Source organism: Cellvibrio japonicus Ueda107 (genome assembly GCF_000019225.1).
GTDB lineage: Bacteria > Pseudomonadota > Gammaproteobacteria > Pseudomonadales > Cellvibrionaceae > Cellvibrio > Cellvibrio japonicus.
On record NC_010995.1, the window covers coordinates 1062501 to 1087961 of the forward strand.

At 50.5% G+C, this 25461-nt stretch carries 23 protein-coding genes and 2 rRNA genes (1 of these 25 cut by a window edge); 12 read left to right on the plus strand and 13 right to left on the minus strand.

The features are described 5' to 3' along the window. From CJA_RS04445 to rimI, 4 genes are all read left to right on the plus strand, one after another. A 23S ribosomal RNA gene (locus CJA_RS04445) occupies positions 1-2430 on the plus strand; it begins 460 nt to the left of the window's first position. Positions 2431-2598: 168 nt separating this feature from the next. Further along, positions 2599-2714, plus strand: a 5S ribosomal RNA gene (gene rrf / locus CJA_RS04450). A gap of 183 nt (positions 2715-2897) precedes the next feature. Then, a complete protein-coding gene (locus tag CJA_RS04455; RefSeq protein ID WP_012486553.1) occupies positions 2898-3683 on the plus strand; it encodes a hypothetical protein in 786 nt (261 codons plus the stop codon). Positions 3684-3693: 10 nt separating this feature from the next. Beyond that, positions 3694-4176 (plus strand): ribosomal protein S18-alanine N-acetyltransferase, encoded by a 483-nt coding sequence (gene rimI / locus CJA_RS04460; RefSeq protein WP_012486554.1) that lies wholly within the window; start codon positions 3694-3696, stop codon positions 4174-4176. Between the two features lie 2 nt (positions 4177-4178). Here rimI and CJA_RS04465 read toward each other — a convergent pair whose 3' ends face one another. Beyond that, positions 4179-4742, minus strand: coding sequence for a response regulator transcription factor (locus CJA_RS04465; protein ID WP_012486555.1), 564 nt, complete (start codon positions 4740-4742; stop codon positions 4179-4181). After that, positions 4735-6039, minus strand: a complete 1305-nt coding sequence (locus CJA_RS04470) for an ATP-binding protein (RefSeq protein ID WP_041551994.1) — start codon at positions 6037-6039, stop codon at positions 4735-4737. Before CJA_RS04470 ends, CJA_RS04465 begins: the two co-directional genes overlap by 8 nt. A gap of 220 nt (positions 6040-6259) precedes the next feature. On the opposite strand from CJA_RS04470, the gene CJA_RS04475 reads away from it, so the two are divergent. The 4 genes from CJA_RS04475 (at position 6260) to CJA_RS04490 (ending at position 10293) form a co-directional block, all read left to right on the plus strand. Next, positions 6260-7648: an MATE family efflux transporter gene (locus tag CJA_RS04475; RefSeq protein WP_049765503.1), complete on the plus strand. Its 1389-nt coding sequence runs from the start codon at positions 6260-6262 to the stop codon at positions 7646-7648. A gap of 73 nt (positions 7649-7721) precedes the next feature. Beyond that, positions 7722-9299 carry a peptide chain release factor 3 gene (locus CJA_RS04480; protein WP_012486558.1) on the plus strand — a complete coding sequence of 526 codons (1578 nt, stop codon included), beginning with the start codon at positions 7722-7724 and terminating at the stop codon, positions 9297-9299. Positions 9300-9302: 3 nt separating this feature from the next. Beyond that, complete coding sequence (locus CJA_RS04485; protein ID WP_012486559.1) at positions 9303-9644, plus strand: hypothetical protein; 342 nt, start codon at positions 9303-9305, stop codon at positions 9642-9644. Between the two features lie 88 nt (positions 9645-9732). Beyond that, entirely contained in the window at positions 9733-10293 is a 561-nt protein-coding gene (locus CJA_RS04490; RefSeq protein ID WP_012486560.1) for a hypothetical protein, read from the plus strand. Between the two features lie 56 nt (positions 10294-10349). Here CJA_RS04490 and CJA_RS04495 read toward each other — a convergent pair whose 3' ends face one another. Next, the gene (locus CJA_RS04495) at positions 10350-11543 is read right to left on the minus strand and encodes a TonB family protein (RefSeq protein WP_012486561.1); all 1194 of its coding nucleotides are present in this window, start codon (positions 11541-11543) and stop codon (positions 10350-10352) included. A gap of 212 nt (positions 11544-11755) precedes the next feature. Here CJA_RS04495 and CJA_RS04500 point away from each other — a divergent pair, with 212 nt between their 5' ends. Beyond that, positions 11756-12457: a cyclic nucleotide-binding domain-containing protein gene (locus CJA_RS04500; RefSeq protein ID WP_012486562.1), complete on the plus strand. Its 702-nt coding sequence runs from the start codon at positions 11756-11758 to the stop codon at positions 12455-12457. Positions 12458-12534: 77 nt separating this feature from the next. Continuing rightward, positions 12535-13218, plus strand: a complete 684-nt coding sequence (locus CJA_RS04505) for a flagellar brake protein (protein WP_012486563.1) — start codon at positions 12535-12537, stop codon at positions 13216-13218. Between the two features lie 98 nt (positions 13219-13316). Here the strand turns inward: CJA_RS04505 and CJA_RS04510 are convergent, their stop codons facing one another. Together CJA_RS04510 and CJA_RS04515 are read right to left on the minus strand one after the other, a co-directional pair. Beyond that, positions 13317-14159, minus strand: a complete 843-nt coding sequence (locus CJA_RS04510; protein ID WP_012486564.1) for a hypothetical protein — start codon at positions 14157-14159, stop codon at positions 13317-13319. A gap of 85 nt (positions 14160-14244) precedes the next feature. Beyond that, positions 14245-14526, minus strand: a complete 282-nt coding sequence (locus CJA_RS04515; RefSeq protein WP_041551082.1) for a hypothetical protein — start codon at positions 14524-14526, stop codon at positions 14245-14247. Between the two features lie 1023 nt (positions 14527-15549). Here CJA_RS04515 and CJA_RS04520 point away from each other — a divergent pair. Continuing rightward, the gene (locus CJA_RS04520) at positions 15550-15987 is read left to right on the plus strand and encodes an ExbD/TolR family protein (RefSeq protein WP_012486567.1); all 438 of its coding nucleotides are present in this window, start codon (positions 15550-15552) and stop codon (positions 15985-15987) included. A gap of 61 nt (positions 15988-16048) precedes the next feature. On the opposite strand, the gene CJA_RS04525 is transcribed toward CJA_RS04520, so the two are convergent. From CJA_RS04525 to CJA_RS04560, 8 genes are all read right to left on the minus strand, one after another. Next, the gene (locus tag CJA_RS04525) at positions 16049-16573 is read right to left on the minus strand and encodes an aminoacyl-tRNA deacylase (protein ID WP_012486568.1); all 525 of its coding nucleotides are present in this window, start codon (positions 16571-16573) and stop codon (positions 16049-16051) included. Between the two features lie 246 nt (positions 16574-16819). Then, positions 16820-18103 carry an aspartate aminotransferase type Ic gene (locus CJA_RS04530; RefSeq protein WP_012486569.1) on the minus strand — a complete coding sequence of 428 codons (1284 nt, stop codon included), beginning with the start codon at positions 18101-18103 and terminating at the stop codon, positions 16820-16822. 65 nt (positions 18104-18168) lie between these two features. After that, positions 18169-20103, minus strand: a complete 1935-nt coding sequence (locus CJA_RS04535; RefSeq protein WP_012486570.1) for a M48 family metallopeptidase — start codon at positions 20101-20103, stop codon at positions 18169-18171. A gap of 35 nt (positions 20104-20138) precedes the next feature. After that, positions 20139-20732 (minus strand): LemA family protein, encoded by a 594-nt coding sequence (locus CJA_RS04540; protein WP_012486571.1) that lies wholly within the window; start codon positions 20730-20732, stop codon positions 20139-20141. Between the two features lie 121 nt (positions 20733-20853). Beyond that, positions 20854-21468 carry a BON domain-containing protein gene (locus tag CJA_RS04545; RefSeq protein ID WP_012486572.1) on the minus strand — a complete coding sequence of 205 codons (615 nt, stop codon included), beginning with the start codon at positions 21466-21468 and terminating at the stop codon, positions 20854-20856. Continuing rightward, positions 21468-22052, minus strand: coding sequence for an SIS domain-containing protein (locus CJA_RS04550; RefSeq protein WP_012486573.1), 585 nt, complete (start codon positions 22050-22052; stop codon positions 21468-21470). The genes CJA_RS04545 and CJA_RS04550 overlap by 1 nt, the downstream gene beginning before the upstream one ends. Positions 22053-22163: 111 nt before the next feature. Next, positions 22164-22544 (minus strand): YraN family protein, encoded by a 381-nt coding sequence (locus CJA_RS04555; RefSeq protein ID WP_012486574.1) that lies wholly within the window; start codon positions 22542-22544, stop codon positions 22164-22166. A gap of 2 nt (positions 22545-22546) precedes the next feature. After that, positions 22547-24415, minus strand: coding sequence for a penicillin-binding protein activator (locus CJA_RS04560; RefSeq protein ID WP_238526821.1), 1869 nt, complete (start codon positions 24413-24415; stop codon positions 22547-22549). 147 nt (positions 24416-24562) lie between these two features. On the opposite strand from CJA_RS04560, the gene rsmI reads away from it, so the two are divergent. Then, on the plus strand, positions 24563-25435 hold the full coding sequence (rsmI, locus tag CJA_RS04565; RefSeq protein ID WP_041551084.1) for a 16S rRNA (cytidine(1402)-2'-O)-methyltransferase: 873 nt from the start codon (positions 24563-24565) through the stop codon (positions 25433-25435). Positions 25436-25461 lie beyond the last annotated feature (26 nt).

Consider the following 25461-nt stretch of genomic DNA (forward strand, 5'->3'; position numbering starts at 1 on the left):
AAAGGCGAAAAGAACCCCTGTGAGGGGAGTGAAATAGATCCTGAAACCGTGTGCGTACAAGCAGTCGGAGCCCCTTCGTGGGGTGACGGCGTACCTTTTGTATAATGGGTCAGCGACTTATTGTTAGTGGCAAGGTTAACCGAGTAGGGGAGCCGTAGCGAAAGCGAGTCTTAATAGGGCGTTCAGTCGCTAGCAATAGACCCGAAACCCGGCGATCTAGCCATGGGCAGGTTGAAGGTGAGGTAACACTTACTGGAGGACCGAACCCACGTCTGTTGAAAAAGACGGGGATGACCTGTGGTTAGGGGTGAAAGGCTAATCAAGCCGGGAGATATCTGGTTCTCCCCGAAAGCTATTTAGGTAGCGCGTCATGTCTCACCCTCGGGGGTAGAGCACTGTTTGGGCTAGGGGGTCATCCCGACTTACCAAACCCATGCAAACTACGAATACCGAGGAGTGCAATCATGGCAGACAGACAGCGGGTGCTAACGTCCGTTGTCAAGAGGGCAACAACCCAGACCGCCAGCTAAGGTCCCCAATGTTAGTTAAGTGGTAAACGATGTGGGAAGGCTCAGACAGCTAGGAGGTTGGCTTAGAAGCAGCCATCCTTTAAAGAAAGCGTAATAGCTCACTAGTCGAGTCGGCCTGCGCGGAAGATGTAACGGGGCTAAAACTAGCAACCGAAGCTGCGGCTGCATCCTTTGGATGTGGGGTAGGGGAGCGTTCTGTAAGCCGTTGAAGGTGTGTTGAGAAGCATGCTGGAGGTATCAGAAGTGCGAATGCTGACATGAGTAACGATAAAGGGGGTGAAAAACCCCCTCGCCGGAAGACCAAGGGTTCCTGTCCAACGCTAATCGGGACAGGGTTAGTCGGCCCCTAAGGCGAGGCGGAAACGCGTAGTCGATGGGAAACAGGTTAATATTCCTGTACCTCTTTTTACTGCGATGGGGGGACGGAGAAGGCTAGGCCAGCACGGCGTTGGTAGTCCGTGTTTAAGGTGGTAGGCTGAGATCTTAGGCAAATCCGGGATCTTAAGGCCGAGAACTGATGACGAGTTCTCTTCGGAGAACGAAGTGGTTGATGCCCTGCTTCCAAGAAAAGCCTCTAAGCTTCAGGTAAAAAGAGACCGTACTCGAAACCGACACAGGTGGTCAGGTAGAGAATACCAAGGCGCTTGAGAGAACTCGGGTGAAGGAACTAGGCAAAATGGCACCGTAACTTCGGGAGAAGGTGCGCCGGTTGGGGTGTAGGAGTTTGCCTCCGAAGCTCTGGCCGGTCGAAGATACCAGGCCGCTGCAACTGTTTATTAAAAACACAGCACTCTGCAAACACGTAAGTGGACGTATAGGGTGTGACGCCTGCCCGGTGCCGGAAGGTTAATTGATGGGGTTAGCGCAAGCGAAGCTCTTGATCGAAGCCCCGGTAAACGGCGGCCGTAACTATAACGGTCCTAAGGTAGCGAAATTCCTTGTCGGGTAAGTTCCGACCTGCACGAATGGCGTAATGATGGCGGCGCTGTCTCCACCCGAGACTCAGTGAAATTGAAATCGCGGTTAAGATGCCGTGTTCCCGCGGCTAGACGGAAAGACCCCGTGAACCTTTACTGTAGCTTTGCACTGAACTTTGAACCTATCTGTGTAGGATAGGTGGGAGGCTTTGAAGTGAAGACGCTAGTCTTCATGGAGCCGTCCTTGAAATACCACCCTGGTATGTTTGAGGTTCTAACGTCGACCCGTGATCCGGGTTGCGGACAGTGTATGGTGGGCAGTTTGACTGGGGCGGTCTCCTCCCAAAGAGTAACGGAGGAGCACGAAGGTGTGCTAATCATGGTCGGAAATCATGAGGTTAGTGTAAAGGCAAAAGCACGCTTGACTGCGAGACAGACATGTCGAGCAGGTACGAAAGTAGGTCTTAGTGATCCGGTGGTTCTGTATGGAAGGGCCATCGCTCAACGGATAAAAGGTACTCCGGGGATAACAGGCTGATACCGCCCAAGAGTTCACATCGACGGCGGTGTTTGGCACCTCGATGTCGGCTCATCACATCCTGGGGCTGAAGCCGGTCCCAAGGGTATGGCTGTTCGCCATTTAAAGTGGTACGCGAGCTGGGTTTAGAACGTCGTGAGACAGTTCGGTCCCTATCTGCCGTGGGCGTTGGAGATTTGAGAAGAGTTGTTCCTAGTACGAGAGGACCGGAATGAACGCACCTCTGGTGTTCGGGTTGTCGTGCCAACGGCACTGCCCGGTAGCTATGTGCGGACGGGATAACCGCTGAAAGCATCTAAGCGGGAAGCCTCCTTCAAGATGAGATCTCCCTGGGGCCTTGAGCCCCCTGAAGAGCCGTTGAAGACTACGACGTTGATAGGTTGGGTGTGGAAGCGCTGCGAGGCGTTGAGCTAACCAATACTAATTGCTCGTGCGGCTTGACCATATAACAGAATCGATTGTTGGTTCGTCGGTGAGTAAACAACACTCACTGCATCACCGGACTTCATGTAGATACACAATACATCCCAGCACACTTTACCAATCACCACCCTTTATGAGTCAACCTGGCAGCCGAGTAGCGGCGTAGGACCAGAATGCTCAAACCGAATTGCTTGACGACCATAGCGAGTTGGAACCACCTGATCCCATCCCGAACTCAGAAGTGAAACGACTTAGCGCCGATGGTAGTGTGGGGTCTCCCCATGTGAGAGTAGGTCATCGTCAAGCGCCTAATACTGAAACCCCCTGTGGCAGCCGCCCAGGGGGTTTTTATTTTGGGCTCTTTATTTCCTGGGCCCCATAGTAATTAGCGCTGGCTCACGCTTTGTCCCCTCTTTCGTTTATAATCCGTTCAATTTTTTGTGATCCTGGTAAAATTACAATATCTTTTGGCCATTACTGATTATTCCAATGAACGAGCTTCAGCGACAGGCATATCTTTCTTCTCTAGGTATTGAGAACTATATGCCGCGCTGGTGTTTGCCCAAGGCTCCACCTCCTGTTGCATGTGACTGGTCAGACGTTAATGTTAATCACATCGTCAGTGAAGGCTTTTTGTCATCAGATTCTGCTGTAGAGAGCGAAGTGGGAAGAGACGGTAGTGCTTTCTTCAGTAAAGAGCCTGCTGCTTTGCCTTCAGTATCACCTGTGAAGATATCCAGTTTATTGGAGGATGTGGCTGCCCCGAAGAAGCCTGTTGTCTCTTCCACGCCTGTCCAGCCTGAGCGATCTAAAGAGCCTGTTGTTCAGCCTTTTTCATTAAGTTTGTGGCGTCCTACCCCTGGTTTTTTAGTCATAGATACCCGTGATGCGTCCTTGGCATTACCAACGGAACTGTTATTAAGCAACCTTTTGCGTGTTTATTTGGGGCCAGATTGGAGTGGCGGCTTGAGTGAAGAGGTCTTGCGTTGGCCTATGGTGGAAAACCGTTTTGTATCGCAAACTCTGGATGATGCCCGTGTAGAACTACAAACCTGGTTAGCGGTGGAACATGAATTGAGACCGATTACCCGCTTGTGGTTGATGGGAGAGAATGCCGTGCGCTATTTTGCTGCGGAGAATATAAATATTGATGAGTTTCGTTTTCGCTCACTACCTTTAGCGTTAGGTGGATTGGCAGGGGTTTATTTGCCCGGCTTAAACCAATTGTTGCAGCAGCCTCTTTTAAAGGCATCGCTCTGGGCTGCGATTCGTTAGTCTTGGTGTTATGAGTATAAAATTCCCTCTTTCTATTACTACCTATTCAGGTATGGATTTAAGTTTACGCCTTCTTACTGAAGTGGATATCCCGGCTGTAATGCAGCTTGAGCGCAGTGCTCATTCCCATCCCTGGCGACAATCGAGTTTTGAAGATTGCCTGACTGGTCGACAAAAGTGTTGGTTAGCGGAGTACAAGGAAAACCTCGTAGGGTTAGTGGTGATTACTCATGGAGGTGGAGACGCGGAGTTATTAAATATTTCGGTATCTCCGGCATTTCAACGTAAAGGTATTGGGCGCTGTTTGCTACATCATGCGCTGGATTGTGTCAGAGATAAAGCTGATATGTTATTTCTGGAGGTGCGTGTTTCCAACCACAAGGCTATCGATTTGTATGCGAAAGAGGGTTTTTTTGAAGTCGGCCAACGCAAAAATTATTATCCGACATTAAACGGCCACGAAGATGCCTTATTAATGGCAATGCAGTTGTAGTCCTAGTGTTTGACGGGACGCTTTTGTAATTTGCGTTGCAGGGTGCGTCTGTGCATGCCTAATGCTCGAGCAGTAGCAGAGATATTGCCTTGATGATCCTGTAGTATTTTTTGAATATGCTCCCATTCCAAGCGCTCTACGGACAAAGGTGTGTATCCAGTGATATCTTGTATCACTTGTGGGTTTGATTGTTTGAATGCCGCCAGGATTTCATCGGCATCTGCCGGCTTGCATAAATAATTGGTGGCTCCGGACTTAATGGCCTCTACCGCTGTAGAAATGCTGGAGTACCCGGTGAGTATGACAATTTCCATATGAGGTTGGCAGAGCTTTAGTTCGCGGATCAGCTGTAATCCTGAATCGCTACCCAGCTTAAGGTCCACAATCGCTTGATGATAGTGGTATTGCCGCGCTAGTTGTAATGCCGTGTGTGCATCCTGGGCGGTACCTGTGGTGTATCCCCGTTTTGTTAGCACACGATCCAGCACTTGTATGAATGCCTGGTCATCATCAACAACCAGAAAGTCGATAACATTTTGCTGGCTTGTGGTAGATAGGTTAGTCATGGTGTTTATCCTGCACGGCAGTGGCTTCTGAACTTAATGGCAGTATTACCTGGGTGACAGTTCCTGTGGGCGCGCGCTTGTGCAAACTTACTTTGCCACCATAGCGGTTGATGGTTGCCTGGGTGATATAAAATCCTATACCAAGGCCCTGAGTACTGTGAATAAATGACTTGCCCAGTTGTTGGGATAAGTCTTCACTAATCCCTGCTCCTTCATCTTCAATGCGCCATTCCAGCTGTACTTTATTCCAGCGAATATAAATGTTGATATTGTTTGGGTTGGCATTGGCTGCATTGTTTAACAGGTTGATGAGGGCTTGGGCCACACTGGGATGAAAGGCTTGGTACACAGAAGGTAGGTCTTGTTCAATCTCCAGGGTAAATGTGGCATCCGGACGCATGATTTGCCAGCGTTGGATAACGCCTTCACAGAAGGATTGCAGCGCGACTTGTTGAAATTGGCCATCCTTGCTTTGTTCTGCGGTATGTACCAGATTCCGTAATGTGGCAGCACACTGGGTTACTTGTTGTTGCAGGAGTTGCAGGTCATCTTGTAATGCCGTGTGATCGGGATAGTCGCGACGCATCTCATTTAGCAGCAGTTTCATGGTAGAGAGTGGTGTCCCTAATTCATGGGCGGTTCCTGCCGCAAGTGTTGCCACTGCCATGACCTGCTCATCCCGCAGTTCGTCTTCTCGCATCCGATTAAGTTGTATCTCCTGTGCACGTAAATCCCTGGCCATTTTCACCACAAAAATTGTGATGAGACCGGCACTGATAAAAAAATTCAACCACATTCCCAGTACATGTAAATTCCAGGTGCTACCTGAATGATGGTGATCAGGGGAAACTATAGGTAAGGGAATGTGGAAGAAAAGTAGTAGTGAATAACTAATTAGTGAGATACCGGCGATGATAAGTGTATAGCGTCCACTCAGGGTGGCAGCAGAGACGCAAATCGGGACCAGGAAGTAGGAAATAAACGGATTGTTGGCCCCGCCGCTCAAATAGAACACAAGGCTAAGGCAGAGCAAATCGATCAGGAGTTGGATAAAAAATTCCAGCGAGGTGACTGGTAACGGATTGTTCAGGCGGAAATAGGTCAGCAGATTCACCAGGCACATAAATACCAGCAAGATGGTGATCTGCGGCAGAGGTAGCTCCACGCTGCTATCCCAGGCGCAAAGGGCCACCGCTGCGATGAGACAACAGAGGATCAGGGTGCGGATGATCACCCAATAGGCTAATTGCTGGGATTGCGCTGCGAGGGTAAAGGAGTGCTTAAGCATAATTGTCATGGGTTTGATAGTCGCTCGATTATAGCCAAGTTGACCTGGTTCCATGGTGACATGGATACATCCGGCGCCGCGTCATATTGTCGCACGCTTGTTGGTGGTCATAATTTACCTGCATGGGTAACTTTGCGGGTATTTGTATAAAAAGTTAGCAGGCAGACTGGTGTATACTGCGCGCCTTTTTGGTGATTCCACATTTCTTTTCTGCGAAATTCAAGCGGTTATGACTCACGCCTTACCGGCCACCCTGATTGAGGGCAAGGTATCTACCCAGCTCAAAAGCCTGGCCCTGCCGTTGGTGTGGGGGTTGATGGCAACCATGTCGCTCAATGCGGTAGAGGCTCTGTTTATTGCCCATTTGGGGCGAGAAGAGCTGGCTGCATACAGTTTTACCTTCCCGGTGATTTTGGTGCTCACCAGTTTGGCAATTGGCCTGGGGGCGGGTACTTCTTCGGCGGTATCCCGAGCCATCGGTGAGGGGGACCCGGATAAAGCGCGTCGCCTGGCGACCGATGCGATGAGTCTAACCTTGTTGATATCCGTGAGTGTTTGCCTGTTGGGATGGTTGACACTGGAACCCTTGTTCCGTTTGTTGGGGGCGAGTGATGTATTGATTCCCCACATACGTGCCTATATGTCGATCTGGTATTTCAGCGCTCCCTGCTTGATGGTTCCTATGGTCTGCCTTTCCGCACTGCGTGCCATGGGGATGAGCCAGGTACAGGGTTACCTGATGGGGGGCGCTGCGCTCCTGAACGTCATTCTTGATCCGCTGTTAATTTTTGGGCTTTACGGCTTTCCTGCTTTGGGACTGCAAGGAGCGGCCTTGGCAACTCTGATTACTCGCGCACTGATGTTGGTTACCGCGCTTTATATTCTTCATGTACGTGTACAAATGCTGGTTAATCCATTCGCTGGCTGGATAAAGCTGCGCAACTCGTGGGCTGCCATCGTAGAGGTAGGGTTTCCAGCCATGGTGGCTAACGTCATTATTCCCTTTGCCAGCGCCATAGTGCTTGCCATGGTTGCTGCCTATGGGACTGATGCTGTTGCAGCCTTGGGAATTGTCATGCGTATCGAGCCGCTTGCTCTGATTGTGTTTTATGCCTTGTCCGGTGTTGTTGGCCCTTTCTTTGGGCAGAACCTGGGGGCGGGAAAAGTTGAGCGCCTTGAAGAGGCTTTGAAGGTCTTGACGCTTTTTTGTCTGGGATTTGGCTTGGTGGTGGCATTTGTTTTGGCGCTGTTTGGTCAGCATATTGCCGGTTTTTTTGGTGGACATGCCGAGGTGGTGGCTATTACGGTGACTTATCTATGTATCGTTCCTATAAGTTATGGTGCTTATGGGGTGATCATGGCCGTTAATGCGGCTTTTAATGGCATGGGGCGCCCCTGGCCCCCAATGCTGTTATCCGCTGGACGTGTGCTCTATATCTACCTGCCACTGGCATGGTGTGGCCAATATTTCTGGGGTATCCACGGATTATTTATTGCTACAGCTGCTGCCAATCTGATCCTCGGGGCCTGGGCCTGGTGCTGGCTTAAGCGGTATATCCATAAGGGCTTACTACCATCTACTATGGCTGGCGTCGATATCAGTTTACGTGAACATTAGCCAGGATACCCTCCCTGTTTTTTGCAGCTTCTTGCTTACCCTATGCTTATTGATCGTTTGGATTTAAATCATTATGAGTACTCTGCATAACGAGCTGGCAAAGCGTCGTACCTTTGCCATCATCTCTCACCCTGATGCGGGTAAAACAACCATGACTGAAAAGCTGTTACTCTGGGGTAACGCTATTCAAATTGCCGGCTCAGTAAAAGGTAAGCGCGGCCCTCACGCCAAGTCTGACTGGATGACCATGGAGCAGGAGCGCGGTATTTCAGTCACCTCGTCAGTGATGCAATTTCCCTATAAAGATCGGGTTGTTAATTTGCTGGATACTCCTGGTCACGAAGACTTTTCGGAGGATACCTATCGCACGTTAACGGCAGTGGACTCTGTATTAATGATGATTGATGGGGCGAAGGGGGTTGAAGATCGCACCATTAAGTTGATGGAGGTGTGTCGCCTGCGTGACACACCGATCTTGTCTTTTATCAATAAAATGGATCGCGAGAGCCGGGATCCTGTTGAGTTGCTGGATGAAATTGAAAATGTGCTTAAGATAGTTGCCGCTCCGATTAACTGGCCGTTAGGAAGCGGTAAAGAGTTTTTGGGCGTTTATAACTTTTATACTGATACTATCCACGTTTACCAACAGGGTATGGGGCACACGATTCCCGATGATATCCAGATCAAGGGGCTGGAAAGTGATGAGGCAACGCAATTGATGGGCGTTTATGCCAGTGAATACCGGGAGCAGATCGAGTTCGTGCGTGGTGCAACCCATCAATTTGAATTGGATGAGTATCTTGCCGGACGTATGACGCCGGTATTTTTTGGAACGGCACTGGGTAATTTTGGTGTGCGTGAGATGCTGGATGGTTTTGTGGAATGGGCTCCAACACCGCGTCCCCGGGCTACCCATGAACGCATGGTTGAGCCGGCAGAGGAGCAATTTAGTGGCTTCATCTTTAAGATCCAGGCCAATATGGACCCCAAGCACCGCGATCGTATTGCATTTATGAGGGTCTGTTCCGGTCGCTATGAGCAGGGTATGAAAATGAAGCATGTCCGCCTTGGTAAAGATATCAAAATTGCGGATGCGGTAACCTTTATGGCGGGAGACAGGTCTGCTGTTGAAGAGGCGATTGCGGGCGATATTATCGGTTTACATAATCATGGGACTATCCAGATAGGCGATGCCTTTACCCAAGGAGAAAATCTCAAGTTTACCGGGATTCCCCATTTCGCCCCCGAGTTATTTCGCCGTATTCGTTTGAAGGACCCCCTTAAAATGAAACAACTCCAAAAGGGCTTGCAGCAACTGTCGGAGGAGGGATCAACCCAGGTATTTTTTCCTCTGAATAACAATGACATCGTTGTTGGTGCTGTGGGTGTGCTGCAGTTCGAAGTAGTTGCTTATCGCCTGAAAGATGAATACAAGGTTGAAGCCATCTATGAAAACGTCAGTGTTACCACCGCGCGTTGGTGTGAGTGTGACGACTCTAAAAAGCTGGAGGAGTTTAAGCGTAAATGCGCTGAAAACCTGGCCGTGGACGGTGGTGGTCATTTGACCTATCTGGCACCCTCCAGGGTTAACCTTTCCCTTACCCAGGAACGCCACCCTGATGTGGTGTTTCGCGCAACCCGAGAACACTAAGCTATGTGGCTGGTGTTTGTCTTTACACTGGCAATTTTTTTATTGGTGGTATGGGTACTTTTAACTGTTAAAACACCCCGCTACCAGATGCAGAAAACTGACGTTATCAGACTGTTGCAGGCTGTACTCGTGGGGCAGGCGAGTGAGAATGATTGGGCAATCTTTCTCGCGTCGCCTTTTCGTCACCACCCGGGATTAGCGATGATTCAGGGGCGCTGCCTGGAAATTGATGAGAAGGAATATATTGGGCATTCCCCCAGTGGTTATCTCTTTACACAACATGGACTTTGGCTGCTTAGGCAGGTTCTGGAAGATGTGCAGAACTTACCGACAGATGGGGATTAGTGCGTAAAAAGATGGCTAAGCTATAATCAATTTCCGGCAATTTCCATCAGTATGAAGCCGGTCACCCATCATCTGCGAGAAACTAACTGTGTCGCTATCATCCGAAAATAAGGACTTGGTCTGGGAACTGGATACCTTTCAGCAACGACAACGCGCAGTTGACTATGTACTGGGGTTTGAGAACAAGCTGTGTGTCTATTCGGGGACTGTCGGGCAGCTTTACACGAATTACAATATCTTTTTCCCCAAAGAAGAGGATCGAAAACTCGTTATCCTCCCTAATCCATACATGCCCCACGATACCTTTAATGGCATCCCTGCTGAGGCGGTAGTCCCTACCGGTATGGAAATATTGCCCGGAACGGTGAAGGGAAAGACATGCCTGATGCTGCGAATCCCATTTCGCAGTGGTACGGTGAGGCATCGCACGGTACCTTTACAGATGGGCTTGGGGATTATTCGTCAACAGCGGCCACCGGAGCGACCTTTTCTGCCCGTCCTTATGAAAGGTGATCTTCGTGAGCTGGATGCTTCAACCCCCTGCTTACATTTGCATGCATTGCAACTTCACCGACTGGAAGAACTTTCCAGGCTGGAGCTGGGTGGAATTCGCAAGGTGATTGAGCAGCGTCTCCACGCTTTGCGCTGACACGGTGCCGGCCCATAAAAAAAGCCACCATTAGGTGGCTTTTTTTATGGGGGAAATTACTGCTTGGGTAGGGTAAAGCGGATTGGAACTGTAAACTCGAAACGAGCCCCCGGTAAGGCAGCGGGAATTTCCGGGAAGGGCGCCGAACGTTTGATGGCTTCGCGAGCTTCACGGTTTAGCAATTCGTGTCTGCTCTCATCCAGGCTATTCATGCTCAGGATATTACCCTGGCGATCAATAACAACCGCTATGCGCACGCTGCCTTCCTGACCACGCTCCAGGGCTCTGCTGGGATAGCGTGTTTTACTGAATACTTTCTTGAGTATATCGGATACGTAGAATTGTCTGGCCAATAGGCTTTGTGCGGTTAGGGCTGGCCCCTCATCCTCATCGTCCTCATCATCACTGGCAATGGGGGCTGGTGCAGGTTTTGCTGCCGCTACGGCGGGGGCACTTGATGCTGCAGCCGTAGTAACTTGTGTGACGGGGGCTGGTGGTACCGCTGGAAGCTCAATTGTGGGTTTTTCAATGACTGCTGCAGCTAATGCAGGAACTTCGGGTTTTTCAATAGCTGCGACTTCACGTGGTGCACTGGATGCAGCCTTGCTGGAGGAAGATTTAACCTCGGCTACAACTGGGGTTGCCCAATTGTGAATTTCAGCAATACGGGCACTATTGGGCTTGATGGTGTCAAACCGACTACGGAGGGCTCCATCAATGTTACCTACTTTTAGCAGGCTGTCACGGAAGTCAGAAGACAGCGGAACTCGTCCAATCCAGGTCGTTAACAGGACGGAGAAAAACTGGTTGTCTGCAATATTTCCGAGCAGTACCCCGTTGACGGAAATATTGACACCTTTACCTGGGATAGAGTCGAACACGACATGGTCATTGGTCATGAAGCGGCCTTTAAACAGGCCGTCGAACTTAACCATATTATCGGCTTGTGCGGTTAACACATCGGCACGATTATTGATTGCCATCCCCTCAATCCACAGACGACTGAAACGGCGAGTGGTCAATCCCTCGGGAGCAACTATCTTTAGCTCCATGCGCATGGGTTGGTTATTGTTGAGTAAGGAGTCTGCATTGTTGCTCAGTGATTCAGAATAAAGAGCTCCAATAAATACCTCCTGGCCAAGTTCCTGATGAACCGCTATACCGTTAAGCATCGGGGCCGAATGTGCCGCTGTACATAGGAAGAGAATGGATGCAATCAGGAGACAGTTAAACTTATGGATACCACTCATAGGCTAGCTACTCTCATTTTGTAGTTTATTGTCATTTTCGCGATGAAGAAGCTCTGTATCGCAGTCTTGTGTAAACTCAGTGAGTATAATATAGAAAAAGTCGCCCTACGCGTACCCCATGGGAGGGAGGGCAATTGTCATTATTCACACTAACACAAAATGACGGCAAAACATTTGTCTATATCAAAGAAGCATAAATAAACGGGGAATCGATGGATATTAAGTCAATACATAAAGTACCAAGGGAGACTTTGGAGCATTTGTTGGCAGGTATCCCTTTTTTCAAGACGATTAGGCAGGTAGATCCAAGCCAGTTTGAATTGCTGTTACAGGCTTCACGAGTAGCGGTATATGGCCCGGGGGAGGTCGTCTTGCAAAAAGGGGAGGTGGATGCCTGGCTGTACTTTTTGTTGAAAGGTCGCCTGGCGGTGTATGTGGATCAGCCAGGTAAGGGGGATTTGGTTAACTATGTGACTCCCGGTGAGGTGTTCGGCGATCTCGCCCAGCTGGTAGGTGCCACACGTACGGCAACAGTCATTGCTGACGAAAATACACGGGAATCTATGGTACTGGCTTTGGATTTCACTGTCTTTGGTCCGCTAAAGTCAGTGAAGCCTGTCACGTTACAAACCAAACTGGCGTACTATCGCAATATGGCCCATAACCTCCGTTGGAAGCTGGAAGTATACCGCTCCCAGCATTTACAACATCCGTTGGCGAACAAACACCGTCAAATCAAGTTATACCAAGGTGTTAAGGATACGATGGATGAACTCTTATCTCTCTATGAACAGTCACGAGCCTTAGCTCAGCTGTTGGTACAGTGGAATCTGGAGTTCGGCGCTTTGACAGAAGAGCAGATGCAGGCAGACCAAACCTTATCGATCCATACGAATAGTTCCCAGAGTATCTAGCAGGCGGAAATACAGCTGGTCTCCACATGCCTGCTACACTTGCACCATAATCATCAATAACAGATCTGGTAGCGGTAATGAGGTTCGAAGAATTAAAGCTGACCTATGGTTACCCCTTACAGTTACAGACCACGAATCTGGCTGGTCAGCCAGAGCGTTACTCTTGTCGGTTAATTGGTTGCCTGCCCGGCCGAAGCATTTTGGTGTCTGTTCCCAAATCGGCGGGGCGGGTTATCCGCTTTCGCAATGGTCAAAAAATTGTATTGCGCTTCATGATCGACAATGGAATTGGGGTATTTATAAGTCAGGTTGAGGTTCAAACGGCTGACCCCTATCCCATTTTACATATCAGTTACCCTGAAAATGTCAGTTTCAAAGGTATTCGCAGTGCGGTACGTGTATCTGTAGATTTGATTGCAGATGTGTTTTGCAGGGCTATCCCTGATGTTTTACCTCTGACGGTTCGTATTGCGGATATGAGCATTACCGGGGCGCGAATAGATGCGGTTCATCATGAGGGGGATGCCTGGGGGATAGGGACGCTTCTTGAATTGACGGCGTTGGTTAATATCAATGGTATCGAGCGTACGCTAGAGTTGAGCGGCATTATTCGTTCACTCGTGGAGCCTCCGGATGATGAGAGGCATCATGTCGGCTATGGGGTTGAGTTTGTCGATCTTGGTGAAGAGCAGCGTTTGACATTGTACGCTTATGTTTTTGGCCAAATTGTGCTGCAGGATGCGTCCAGTATTGGGGTATGATGCTCCCTGAGAATACAGTCAGCCGAGGGTTTTATTGATGTGGCAGGCAACAAAAAAGGCACCGTAAGGTGCCTTTTTTGTTTGTACACCTGCTCTAATTAAGCAGCAACTGGAGCAGCGGCAGCCTTTGGCTTGCGACCGCGTTTCGCTGGTGCAGTACCCGCTGGCTTCTTGGCAACTACTTTTTTCGCCGCTGGTTTGGCAGTTACTTTCTTAGCCGCTGCTGGTTTAGCCACTACTTTCTTGGCCGCAGCTGGTTTTTTGGCAACTACTTTCTTGACGGCAGTAGTAGCTTTCTTGGCCGTAGCCTTGGCTTTAGCTGCTACTTTCTTGGCAATCAACTTGGCTTTAGCCGCTGCTTTTTTCTCTGCTGCTTTTTTCTTGGCAGCTTCTTTCTTGGCTGCAACACGAGCTTTCAGCGCCGCTTTTTTGGCAGCCAATTTAGCTCTGGCAGCTGCTTTCTTGGCAGCTAACTTAGCTTTGATAGCCGCTTTTTTAGCTGCTGCTTTTTGTTTTACAGCCGCTTTTTTGGCAGCCGCTTTCAGACGCTTGGCGATACCGGCCTGGGCTCTGGCAACTGCTTTCTCGTGAGCAACAGCTTGTTTGTTAGCAGCTTTAATGGCAGCCAGTTCTTTCTTGGCAGTCGCTACAGCGGCTTTGGCAGCGTCAGCCGCTTTCTTGGCATCGGCAACAGTGGCTTTGGCACCAGCGACTTGTTTGGCAGCAGCTGGAGTTTTCTTTTTGGCAACAGCAGCCAACTTACTTTGGGCCGCTTTCAGGGCAGCAGCAGCTTTTGAAGCCTCTTTGGTCAAGCCAACGACAGCTTTAGCAGCATCAGCTGCTTGGGCGTCACGAGCTTTAACCAGTTGCGTTTTCAGTTGAGCTAATTGCTGTTCCAAACTTGCAACAGAGTTAACAGCGGTTTGTTTACGTGCAGCCATGGTGTGCTTCCTTTATAGTTGTCGAAAAGGTCGATTAATGGATTAAAAGTCCAACGTGTATAAATTAAAACTTTATTAAAAAAATTCAAGTTTTTTGCATCAATTTGTCAATAAAAACGGCAATTTTTTTGTTTTTTTTGTCAAAAACAGAGAAATTTTGTCCTGTCAGGGTAATTTCACGTAAATGAATCCCCATTTTTTGTTTGCACGCTCTCATCGCAGAGGTGTCTTCAAGGGTGATAATGTGATGAAAAATGTGAGCTGTTGATGGGGTAAAAACCTTTGAGTTCTCCATCATGTGATCCCATTTCCATTTTTGGAGTTTGCCAAAAATCGTGGCAGTTCGTTTTTTTAATGATTTGCGCATGTCTATTCCGTTGGTTTACCAGGAATCAGCGTTGCTGGTTTTGCTTGGCTCGAATCCTCAATGAACAACACTTGAAGTGCCGAAAGTGAATTCTCTGTGGGTTGTTTTATACAAGCTGGCGTAGGGATTAGGTGATTCACATGAAATCGGTTTGTCAGGGTTGAACGGTTTTTTACGTTGTATCGGTGATTGCTGCGCTATTTTTCATGACGTAAATGTTTCATTGGTCTGGGTTGGGCGTATTTCTACCTTTTGTATAGTGTGTATAGCGTATTGGTACTACTGGGTGTGTTCGCCAGTATGTTTGTGAAGACCAAGATGGGTGATTGGTAAGAAATGCGTACATTAAGAGTGATGAATATCGATTTGTGAACCTACCGTTGGATTTGTACTGATAAAAATTTGGCAAGTTATTGATGGGAGATGAGCTGGAGCTGTGCGCGTTGAAGTCAGATGATCTTTGGCTCGCAGGATGATTGATGTAGCCATCTGATTTCCTGGTGTATGTCAGGACGTGGCCCGTATCAGAACCCTGCTGTGCAGGAAATGCTATGTATGATGGCGAAAGGTTGTAGTGGTAAATAAACACCTGATCACTTGGTAATGTTTGACTTTCCAAAATAGGCATGGGGGAGAGAAACGTGCTTGTTTGTAATTCTTTCCGGTAAAGCGGAACTTGTGACAGTGGGTATCCCGAATCCGGACCTCTCTTTCTATGAGGCAGATTAAGGAGGCAGGAAACTTGTATTGTTCGGTTGCTGTCAGAAGGTTGGCACTGTTCCAAGGGGGAGGAAGTGAGGGAAAAATCAGTCAAATACCTGATACAGGGGGCTCAATTTGTTGATTTGCGGCCTTGCTCTGGTTGAAAAGTGGTCATTTGCAGCCCCGGTATGGCGCTACAAGATGTAAAATCTCCGTATCCGCTACCCAAAGAAATAGTGTTTATGGCTGTAAAACTGTTAGAATCGCAGCCCTTGTATTACCCTTAAGACAATCGCTGAATAACAAGAGGAGTACCCTAGGGTGAGCCGTAGAAAGAAACACCAATCCGGTGATGAAGGTAGCGAAATTGACTTGACCCCCATGCTTGACGTGGTGTTTATCATGTTGATTTTCTTCATTGTGACTGCTTCTTTTGTGAAAGAGACGGGCATTAACCCCAATGTCCCCGAACCGAATGATAATCCACCGCCACCAGATGCCCCTCAGAACATTCTGATTCGTATCTCCGGGGATAATCAGATCTGGTTGCTTGAGAAAGAGGGCGAGCGTCGGGTGGATACACGTGCTGTTCGCTCCAATATTGAGCGTATGCGTGCGGAGTTGCCCAAGGCTTCAGTGATTATTCAGGTTGATTCCAAGACTAATACGGGTACCTATGTGGCTGTGGCAGATGCTGCACGTGAAGCGTTTGGCAATAACCCTAACCCGCCTGTGGTTTTGGTGCCGCCTAAAAAATAGCGCCTCCTTCCATAAAAAAACCGCCCCAGAGGCGGTTTTTTTATGCCTGTGTAAAGGCAGATTAAAGCTCGTACTCCTGGCGGATATATTTTTTGGGCAGCTTACTTTGACGGGCGCGGTCGGCACTGAAGTGATCATGCAGTTTGTCCTGCATTAGTTGCGCAAAATCGATTTGGCGCAGGCGTATCAAGTGGCGATGATCTCCTGCCTCTATATATACCTCTTCTACCTGTAGTAAATCCTCATCCCAAATGACATCCAGGCCATAAGCCTCGCCAAGGGCTGGTACGGCACCTTCCTCACAATCTTTAAAGATGGCTGTCAATTCTTCCTCATCTACCAGTTCCAGGTGGCGATCGAGAATTTCATTCAGGGTTTTGCGTAGTATTTTGTTGCGGGTGGGTAGAACACAGAGTGTGTAATGGAAATCCTCATCGCGCAGCAGGACTGCCTTAGCGAGGCATAGATCATTAATTTGGGCGACTCGTGCTGTGTTGTATGAACCCTCACAATATTCATGTTCGAGCAGCGTGAAATCGACCTGTTTTGCTTTTAGGTAGTTTTCTAAGGTTGCAGCAACACCCATACAAATATCTCCTGTGGCAAAAGCGCAGAGAAAGGGTTAACAGTGTTTGCCTATATCCGTTAGAGGTTGATCTCAAAAGTGTTATGTACCTCAGGTACATTTGGATTATAGGAAGCTTTCGAACAGGTAAACCTAGCGTTTTGGAATTAGTTATTAATTATTAGAACAAGCATTCATTACGATTATTGCGTCTGCGACGCATAAAAAAAGCCACCCTTGGGTGGCTTTTTACATGACCTATACGGATCAGGCTTGTTGGGTAATAGCGTTGCGAACGGATGCCAGTTTCACGCAGGTGACAAACACTTCCATGGCGCCGATGACTTCGGGCACTGTAGGTACGGAAGGTGCGATACGAATGTTGCGGTCTTCCGGGTCTTTGCCATAAGGGTAGGTGGCGCCGGCAGGGGTTAGTTTGACGCCGGCCTCTGCTGCAAGGCGAACCGTTTCTTTCGCACATCCGCGGCGTGTGTCGAATGAGACAAAATAGCCTCCGACCGGTTTCTCCCATGCGCCCAGATCGGTGCCGTCAAAAGCCTTGCTCAGTGCTGATAGTACGGCTTCAAAGCGCGGATTGAGCAGCGCTGCATGCTTGGTCATATGCGCTGTCAGTGCTTCTTTGCTGGGAAGGAAGCGGGTGTGGCGGATTTGGTTGACTTTATCCGGGCCAATGGTGCAGGTGTTAAGGAATTTTTTAATACCTGCCAGGTTGGCGGCGCTGGCGGCAACAAAGGCAACACCGGAACCCGCGTGAGTAATTTTGGAGGTAGAGGCAAACTGCACTACAGAGTCTTCTGTTCCATGGCGGCGGGTGGCTTCCAGGATATTGGCAAGTTTGGGGGCATTATCAATCAAGTCGTGGACTGAGTAGGCGTTATCCCAGAAAACACGGAAGTTAGCACTGGCAAGCAAACCCAGTTTGGCGATGCGCTCAACCGTTTCATCACTGTATACAACACCGGTGGGGTTGGAATATTTGGGAACACACCACATGCCTTTGATCGATGTGTCCGACTTCACCAGGGCTTCAACAGCATCCATATCCGGTCCGGTAGATGTCATGGGAACAGTGATCATTTTAATGCCCAGTTGCTCGCACACTGTGTAGTGGCGATCGTAACCGGGAACCGGGCAAATAAACTTGACTTCACCTTCATGCTTCCAGGCGCTGGCAGCATCCTTCAGACCGAATTGATAGGCGGCAAGCATGACCTGAAACATCAGGGTGAGGCTTGAGTTGCCTCCAACCAGAACATTGCCGGCATCGACGTCCATGATATTGGCGCCCAGCTGCTTGGCTTCGGGCAGACCATCGAGTCCACCGTAGTTGCGGGTATCAGTGCCATCGGCAGCGGTGTAGTTACCGGCGAGTATGCCGTCGAGTGCATCGGACAGGCTGAGTTGTTCGGCGGAAGGTTTACCGCGGGTTAAATCCAGGTTGAGCTTTTGGGCGAGAATGGCTTGGTATTGTGTTGCGAGTTGGCTTTCCCATTCGCGCAGTTGTTCAAGGGATGCGTTATCCAGTTGCAAGGTGAGTACCTCATCTGTGGTTGGCGGGATAAAGTGCGCGGCATTATACCTGTTTGGCACTGTGATTACATGGGGCCAGTGGTTTGTATAAAGGGTGGAACAGGGCAGTCGAGGCTATCGGCAATGGCGCGAAACAATTCTGCCTCGTCGACACTAACACGCTGATCGTGTAATACGCATTCTCCCATCGCTTTTAGCAGGCGGGGTTTTTGCAGGGGCCTTACCAGGTTTAATTGTTCCAGGGCGGTATCCAATGCAGCCAGTTGTACACTGGATTTGGGCAGCAGGGGCATAGGCGCCATGTCCAGATGGGTTACCGCCTGTGTAAAGGCGGCTTGTGCCTGTAATTGCTCCGGCGCTCCGGCATATGCCAGCATGGATAATAGCAGTTGGCATTCCTTATTCAGATCCTGCAGGTCGCGTTGGCGTTGCGGCGAATGTTCGGTTGTGTTGTGTAACACAATGCGGTAGAGCGACCATTCCAGCAGGCTGATTTTGTTATCTGCCTGAATGAGTATTTGCAGTCCTTGCAAAAAATCGTCGCGTTGGGTTTGGGTAAGTTGTTTGAGGGTTGGCAGGCAAAGCTCCAATAACGGCAGGCGCAATGCCGGAGACAGATCCTTTACCTTATCGGCGATGGGCTTCAGTGTATTTAAATGCTCTTCGCTCCATAGCCGGCGAAGCAATTGCCATTGCTGGTCGCGCATGCTGTGATGGCGATCCATGATTAACCCCAGCACCAAACCTCGCGCGGAAAAGCTGTCTGCTGTTGCTTCTTTTATATATTGCGGAATTTGGGTGAGCTGCTGGCGTGCGTAGGCGATGTGTTCCTGGGTCGGTTGTGCAATTTGCTGGATTTGTGCATCTACTGCAGCCAGCATGGCTGTTTGTTGCGCATTGGGGGTGTTAATAAATCCGGTATAACCTGCTGTTTGGCTTGCTGTTGGCTTCAGCGGAGTAACTGCCGTAATAAATTTTCCATCCCAGCGGGGCTGGATGCGGCGAATGCGTGTTTCCAGGGGCGGGTGTGTCGCCATCAGGTTGGTAAAGGATTTGATCCCCTGGCTGAAATACATATGGCTAAACTCAGCGGCATTTTCACGCGTCAATTGCGACCCTCGAATGGCGCCGCCAATTTTTTTTAATGCACCGGCAATACCATCGGGATTGCGGGTGAATTGGACAGCTGAAGCATCAGCGAGGAATTCACGTTGGCGGCTTACAGCGGCTTTGATCAGGTTGCCAAAAAAGATTCCGGTGTAACCGATAATAAAGAGGCCGAGCCCCAGCACCACAATACCGTTACCGGAGTCTTTACTGCTCCTGACCCGGCGGCGACTGCCATGGCGCAGTAGAAATTCGCCAACCAACCCTATGAGTAAAATACCGTGCAGCGTGGCGATGAGGCGCATGTTCAGGCGCATATCACCATGGAAAATATGGCTGAACTCGTGGGCGATTACCCCCTGGAGTTCATCGCGGGTGAGTTGGCGTATACAGCCGCGCGTGATCCCGATCACGGCATCCTGGGGGTGGAAGCCGGCAGCAAAAGCGTTGATGGCATCCTCTTCCATGACGTAAACCGGTGGTACTGCCGTGCCAGAGGCGATCGCCATCTCCTCAACCACATTGAGGATTTTTCGCTCGTCCGGGTCTTGTGTAAGGCCGGAAATCAAGCGCCCCCCCATGGCAGCCGCCACTGCTCGCCCGCCACCGCGCAGTTGTGAATACTTAAATAGGCCACCGAGGATAACGACAAGCGTAATGCCGATCGCAATGGTAAGAATGGTTTGGACGGACAGGCTGTTCCACAGGTTAAGCAACAGGCTATCGCTGTAGCGCTGTTCAACAAGCAGCGGGTTGTTTCCCGCAAAGTAATAAAAGAAGAAGGCAAGAAAGACGCAGGTAATGACAATCAATGATATGACGGCCGATACCAGCAACAACACCAAGCGCAGGGTGTTGCGCTTGGCGAGATCCTGTTGTTCAAAAAAATCCATACGCCATTCCTGTTATCTGTGCTGGCGTATGTAGCTTAAAACTGCACTTTGGGTGCGGCCTGGATTTCGGCACTGTCAGCGAACTCCAGCAAGCTGGCATCTTGAGCATGGCCAAAGGTTGCGGCAAAGACGACGGGGGGAAAGGTTTGCTTATAGGTATTGTAAGCCGTTACGGCATCATTAAAGGCCTGGCGGGCGAACGCAACTTTGTTTTCCGTACTGGTCAGCTCTTCGGATACCTGCATCATATTTTGTGATGCCTTGAGGTCTGGGTAGGCTTCCATCACGACATTCAGGCGTCCCAATGCGCTGCCCAGAAGGCTTTCAGCTCCGGCAAGTTCGTGAATAGCGGCGGGATTGCCCGGGTTAGCTGAGGCAGCCTTGAGCCCATTTAATGCCTGGTTGCGTGCGTTGATAACGGCTTCCAGCGTTTCGCGCTCATGCTTGATATAGCCCTTGGCCGTTTCGACCAGATTGGGAATCAGGTCGTAGCGGCGTTTCAGTTGTACTTCAATTTGGGAAAAGGCATTTTCGAAACGGTTTTTCAGCGTTACCAATTTGTTGTAGATGCCGATGATATAAAACACCAGAACGGCAATGACGGCGATGGTAATGAGGGTGCTGATCATTGTTATATCCTTTGTGGTTATCGAAAAATGGCTGGATCCGGAAAGCATCACCTGTGCGGTGCAATGAGTTGAATAGGTTTGATACTAGCTACCAGGGAGATGAAAAACAACTGTAAGCCGCCTAGTCGATGTATTCAAAGACTTTAACAACCTGGCGCACACCACCGGTGTTGGCTACCAGTTGCGCAATCTTATCTGCTTCATAGCGCGATACCAGTCCCATTAAAAATACGGTTTGGTTTTCCGTGATCACGCGGATACGACTGCCTTCGATATCGCTGTTGGCCATAAATTTGGCTTTGATCTTGGTGGTCAACCAGGTGTCATAGCTGCGTGCTTTAAATTCAGTGTTGGGAGCTACGACTAGCTCATTGTGTACCTGGCGCAAGGTGTTGAGCTTGGTTGCAGTATCACCTGCCAATTGGCGTAGATGCTCGCTGGGCACTTGGCCGGTTAGCAGTAATATGCCATTAAAACAGTCGATATTGATGTGCGCTTCGTCAAAGGCGGCTGATGCTTTTTTAAGGTTAACCCGTGTATAGGTCTCGACCCGATTGTCGTCAACTCGTGCGCCCGGTGTTCGCTTTTTCGGGCTGATCTGAATGGGCTCACTGGTTGTTACATGAATGACTTGGGCGCAGCCCCCCAGGAAAAGCAACAGCAGCAGGGTGATTCCCAATCCTGACCACCGCTTGCCAACCCCTGATGTACTGAGTGAGCCTGGGGCAAAAAGCATTAGTAACCTCCAAATAATTGTTGGTCAATCAGATCACAGAGACAAAAAAGGCTGAGCAGGTGGACTTCGTGAATGCGAGCTTTGACCAGCAGTGGAGCGCGCAGTTCAAGATCATGGCTGTCGAGCAACGCTGCCACATTGCCGCCATCGCGGCCGGTCAGGGCAATAACCGACATGTTTTTATCGTGCGCAGCACTAATGGCTTGTAACAGGTTGCTCGCTGTACCCGTACTGGTAAGCAGCAGCAACAGATCGCCGGCTTGCCCGAGGGCGCGAATTTGCTTGGCGAAAATATCATTGTAACTATAGTCACTGGCAATGGCTGTTTGGCTGGTGAAATCTGCTCCCAGGTTGAGGGCGGGCAAACCGGGGCGCTCTTGCTCGAAGCGATTGATCAGGGATGCCGTAAAAATTTGGGCCTGGGCCGCAGAGATGCCATTGCCACAGGTAAGTATTTTGCGTTCATTCAGCAGGGCATTCACGATCATCTGGCTGGCGGTGGCAATCAGTGGAGCCAGGTGTTCACCGGCATGCATTTTGGCTTCAATACTTTCGTGAAAGAGTGTAATGACCCGTTGGTCCATAAAAAGCGCTCTTGTGCTGGTCACAACTTCAGGCGTTGGATACAGATAATAAATAGAAGAAAGACAAACCATCGCTACCTTGAGTCAGTACACCTCGGGGGTGCGGCTTGCTCAGTAGATACCGAAAGCGTCGCGAATCCATTCCGGCTTTGCATGCTGCCCCTTGGCATCGAGCGCGATAATATCAAAGCGACAGGCGTGTTTGTCCACTAATCCGCGCTCTTGTAAAAAGCGCTGTGCCGTACGAATCATTTTTTGTCGTTTGGCGGGGGTGATACTTTCGACGGCAGAGGAGAAAAATCGATTGGTACGCAGGCGAACCTCTACAAATACCAGGGTATCGCCTTCGCACATGATCAAGTCGATCTCTCCGGTTTTACAGCGGTAGTTTTTCATCCATGTGGTAAGCCCCTGCTGCTCCAGGTAGGCCTGTGCCCGTGCTTCTGCGCGGGCACCATCCACTAAATGCGAGTCATCCCTGATATTGGCCATGATTAATATTCTTCGCTGGCGTTGACGACCATGGGGAGTGGCTGGGCCAGGCCATTGCGGAAACGCGCCCAGATCTGCTCGCGCTCGATACGACCATCGGGCAGCATACGCAGGGTGCCGGTAGCGCCGTAGAGGCGCATCTGCTCAATTTGCGCCAGTTGCGGCAGGCGTGCATAAAGGCGGAATGCATCGGCTCCCAGGGCCTGGAGCCGATCATAAACAGCGGCTGATTGGGTGTATTGCTTGATAGCCTGTTTTTCCGGGCTGGCCGTGTCAAACAGCCAGGGCATGGTATTAAAACGTATGCCATTCAGGTCGCGATCCACTTTGGCATTGGGTTCGCCGGTGTAAACCTGGCTGGTAGCGTAAATGGGGATGCTGCCCGCGTAGTGAAAGGCAAACGTCGGCTTGATTTGCCGGGCCTGGGCGGGATTAGCGATCAGGAAAATCATATCCACATCGCCGCGACTGCGCGGTGTCGTTTCCAGCTTGATGCCCAGCAGGTTTTGCAACTGTGTGGTGCGCTGCTGGCTTTGCTCAATCAATAGCGCATCCTTAACCAAACGCGAGTAATTGCTCCCCGTCTTGAATTGGCTGCGATTAACGACAATCCCCCCTAATTTTTCCCATTCGGCGCTAAAGGCGCGGGCACTGCGCTCACTCCATTCCTGTTCGGGGATGATCACCATCGCCTGGCGATGGCCTTCGCTGTATGCCTGGCGGGCGACCTGGCGGGCTTCGTCTTCCAGGGCCAGGCCAAATTGGTACAGGTTGTCAACGGCTTGTGCCGGTGCGGGTTCCGGGTAGTTGAGGGTCAGTAACGGCACTTTGAAGCCAGGTAACAGGCTCAGTTCGGTGACTTTTTCCTTATCCAGCGGGCCAATGACCAATTGTGCGCCATCAGTGATAGCTTGCTCATAGGCGGCGATAATGTCTCCTGTGCTGTCGTACTGGCGCACCTCGGGTACCTGGCGCCCCTGGGCGAGGGCCTGGTAGTAGGCAGCAAAGAAGCCATCGCGCACGGCCTGGCCTGCTTCAGCCAGGCGGCCCGATTGCGGCAACAACAGGGCTATTTGACGCGGTTGGGATGCGATCAGGCTTTTGAGCAGGCGCAGGTCGTCCGGCAGGTTGCTTTGGGCGGGATGGTTGCGCCATTCACGCTGCCAGCGCTGTAGCAAGGTTTGCTGCTGGTCGAGGTCCAGTTGGTTGTTTTTACCGATGGCGGCAAGCGCATACCAACCGCGCTCGGTGTCACCCGGTGCACTCATCGCGAGCTGCTCAAGGCGCGCAAGGTTGATACTCATCAGGCTGTGCCACAGGCTGTTCAGGTTTGCCTTTTCGGACTGCTTATGGGTGATCAGGCTGGAAAGGAGCACCCGTTCGCTGACACTGCGTTCGGCTTCTCCCATTAAATCAAAGATTTGCGCACGTTTTTCCCGCAGGCTCAACTCTTGTGCCGGCTCCATGGCTGACCATTGTTGTTCCAGGCGCGGCTTGGTTAGAATGCCGAACGCCAAAATATTGGAACCTTCCTGGAGCGCAACATTGGCGAGCAAGTCCGTGTGTTTGACATAGGCGTCGTCGTTGAGTGTGTCGCTTTCCATATCGATTAACAGGCGTCGTGCCTGCTCGTATTTACCGGTTTCGATATAGCGTTCGGCCGCGGCCAGGATGAGCCTTTCCCGCTCCGGGGATACTGCCTGGCCGGCTTGTTCAAGCAGGGCTTTGGCGGAGAGTTTTGCGGGTTGCTGGCTGCCCTTGGTGCTGGCGGGTTTATCCGGGGAGGTTCCGCAACCACCCAGGCCAAGTGCAAGCCCCAGGCTGAGTGCCAGTAATAGCCGGGCGCCCTTTAGCGGCCTGGTTTTGCTCACAGTGGGTATGGATACTGGGAGCCGGGCTTTGGTGCGTGGGTAAAACCGATTAGGCATGAACACCTCAAACTGTGGCAGGATTGCTCTTTCTTTGCGTCTTTTGCACGCCAGGGCGTGTTTCGCATCTCTTTCAACTGTGGATCGATTATGACAGCAAGCGACCAGAACCAGGCTGGCGCCTCCGGTGTGCTTTATGTAGTGGCAACACCCATCGGAAATTTGGCCGATATGGTACCCCGAGCGATAGAGGCTCTACAAACAGTGACGCTCATTGCCGCTGAAGATACGCGGCACAGTTCACGCCTGCTGGCCCATTTCGACATCAAAACCCCCTGTGTGGCCTATCACGATCACAGTGATGAGACACGCACCCGTGCGCTGGTGGATCGTTTGTTGGCGGGCGATTCGATTGCGCTTATCTCGGATGCGGGGACGCCCCTGGTATCTGATCCTGGCTACCGGCTGGTGCGCCAGGCCCGCCTCGACGGTGTGAGAGTTGTACCTATCCCCGGTGCCTGTGCCATGGTCGCTGCGTTAAGTGCAGCGGGGCTGGCATCTGACCGCTTTGCGTTTGAGGGCTTTCTTCCCGCCAAACAGGCGGCCCGTGTGGCACAACTCCAATCCCTGGTAAATGATTCGCGCACCCTGATTTTTTATGAGGCGCCCCATCGTATCCTCGAAACCCTGGAGGACATGTGTGAGGTATTTGGCCCGGAGCGCGAGCTGGTTGTGGCCCGGGAAGTGACTAAGACCTTCGAGACCATCAGGGGCGATAAGCTCCCGGCAATGCGCGACTGGGTTGCCGCGGATAGCAACCAGCAGCGCGGTGAAATTGTTTTGCTCCTGCAGGGGGCTCCCAAACGGGAGCTGGCGGAGATCACGCCTGAGCAGGAACACGTGATGCAGGTATTGCTGGAGGAGTTACCGCTTAAACAGGCGGCTGCTATAGGTGCGCGCCTGACGGGATTAAAGAAAAACTTTCTGTATCAATGGGCGCTGGATAAGACTGGCCGTGAATAAAAAAACAGGGCACTTTAGGTGCCCTG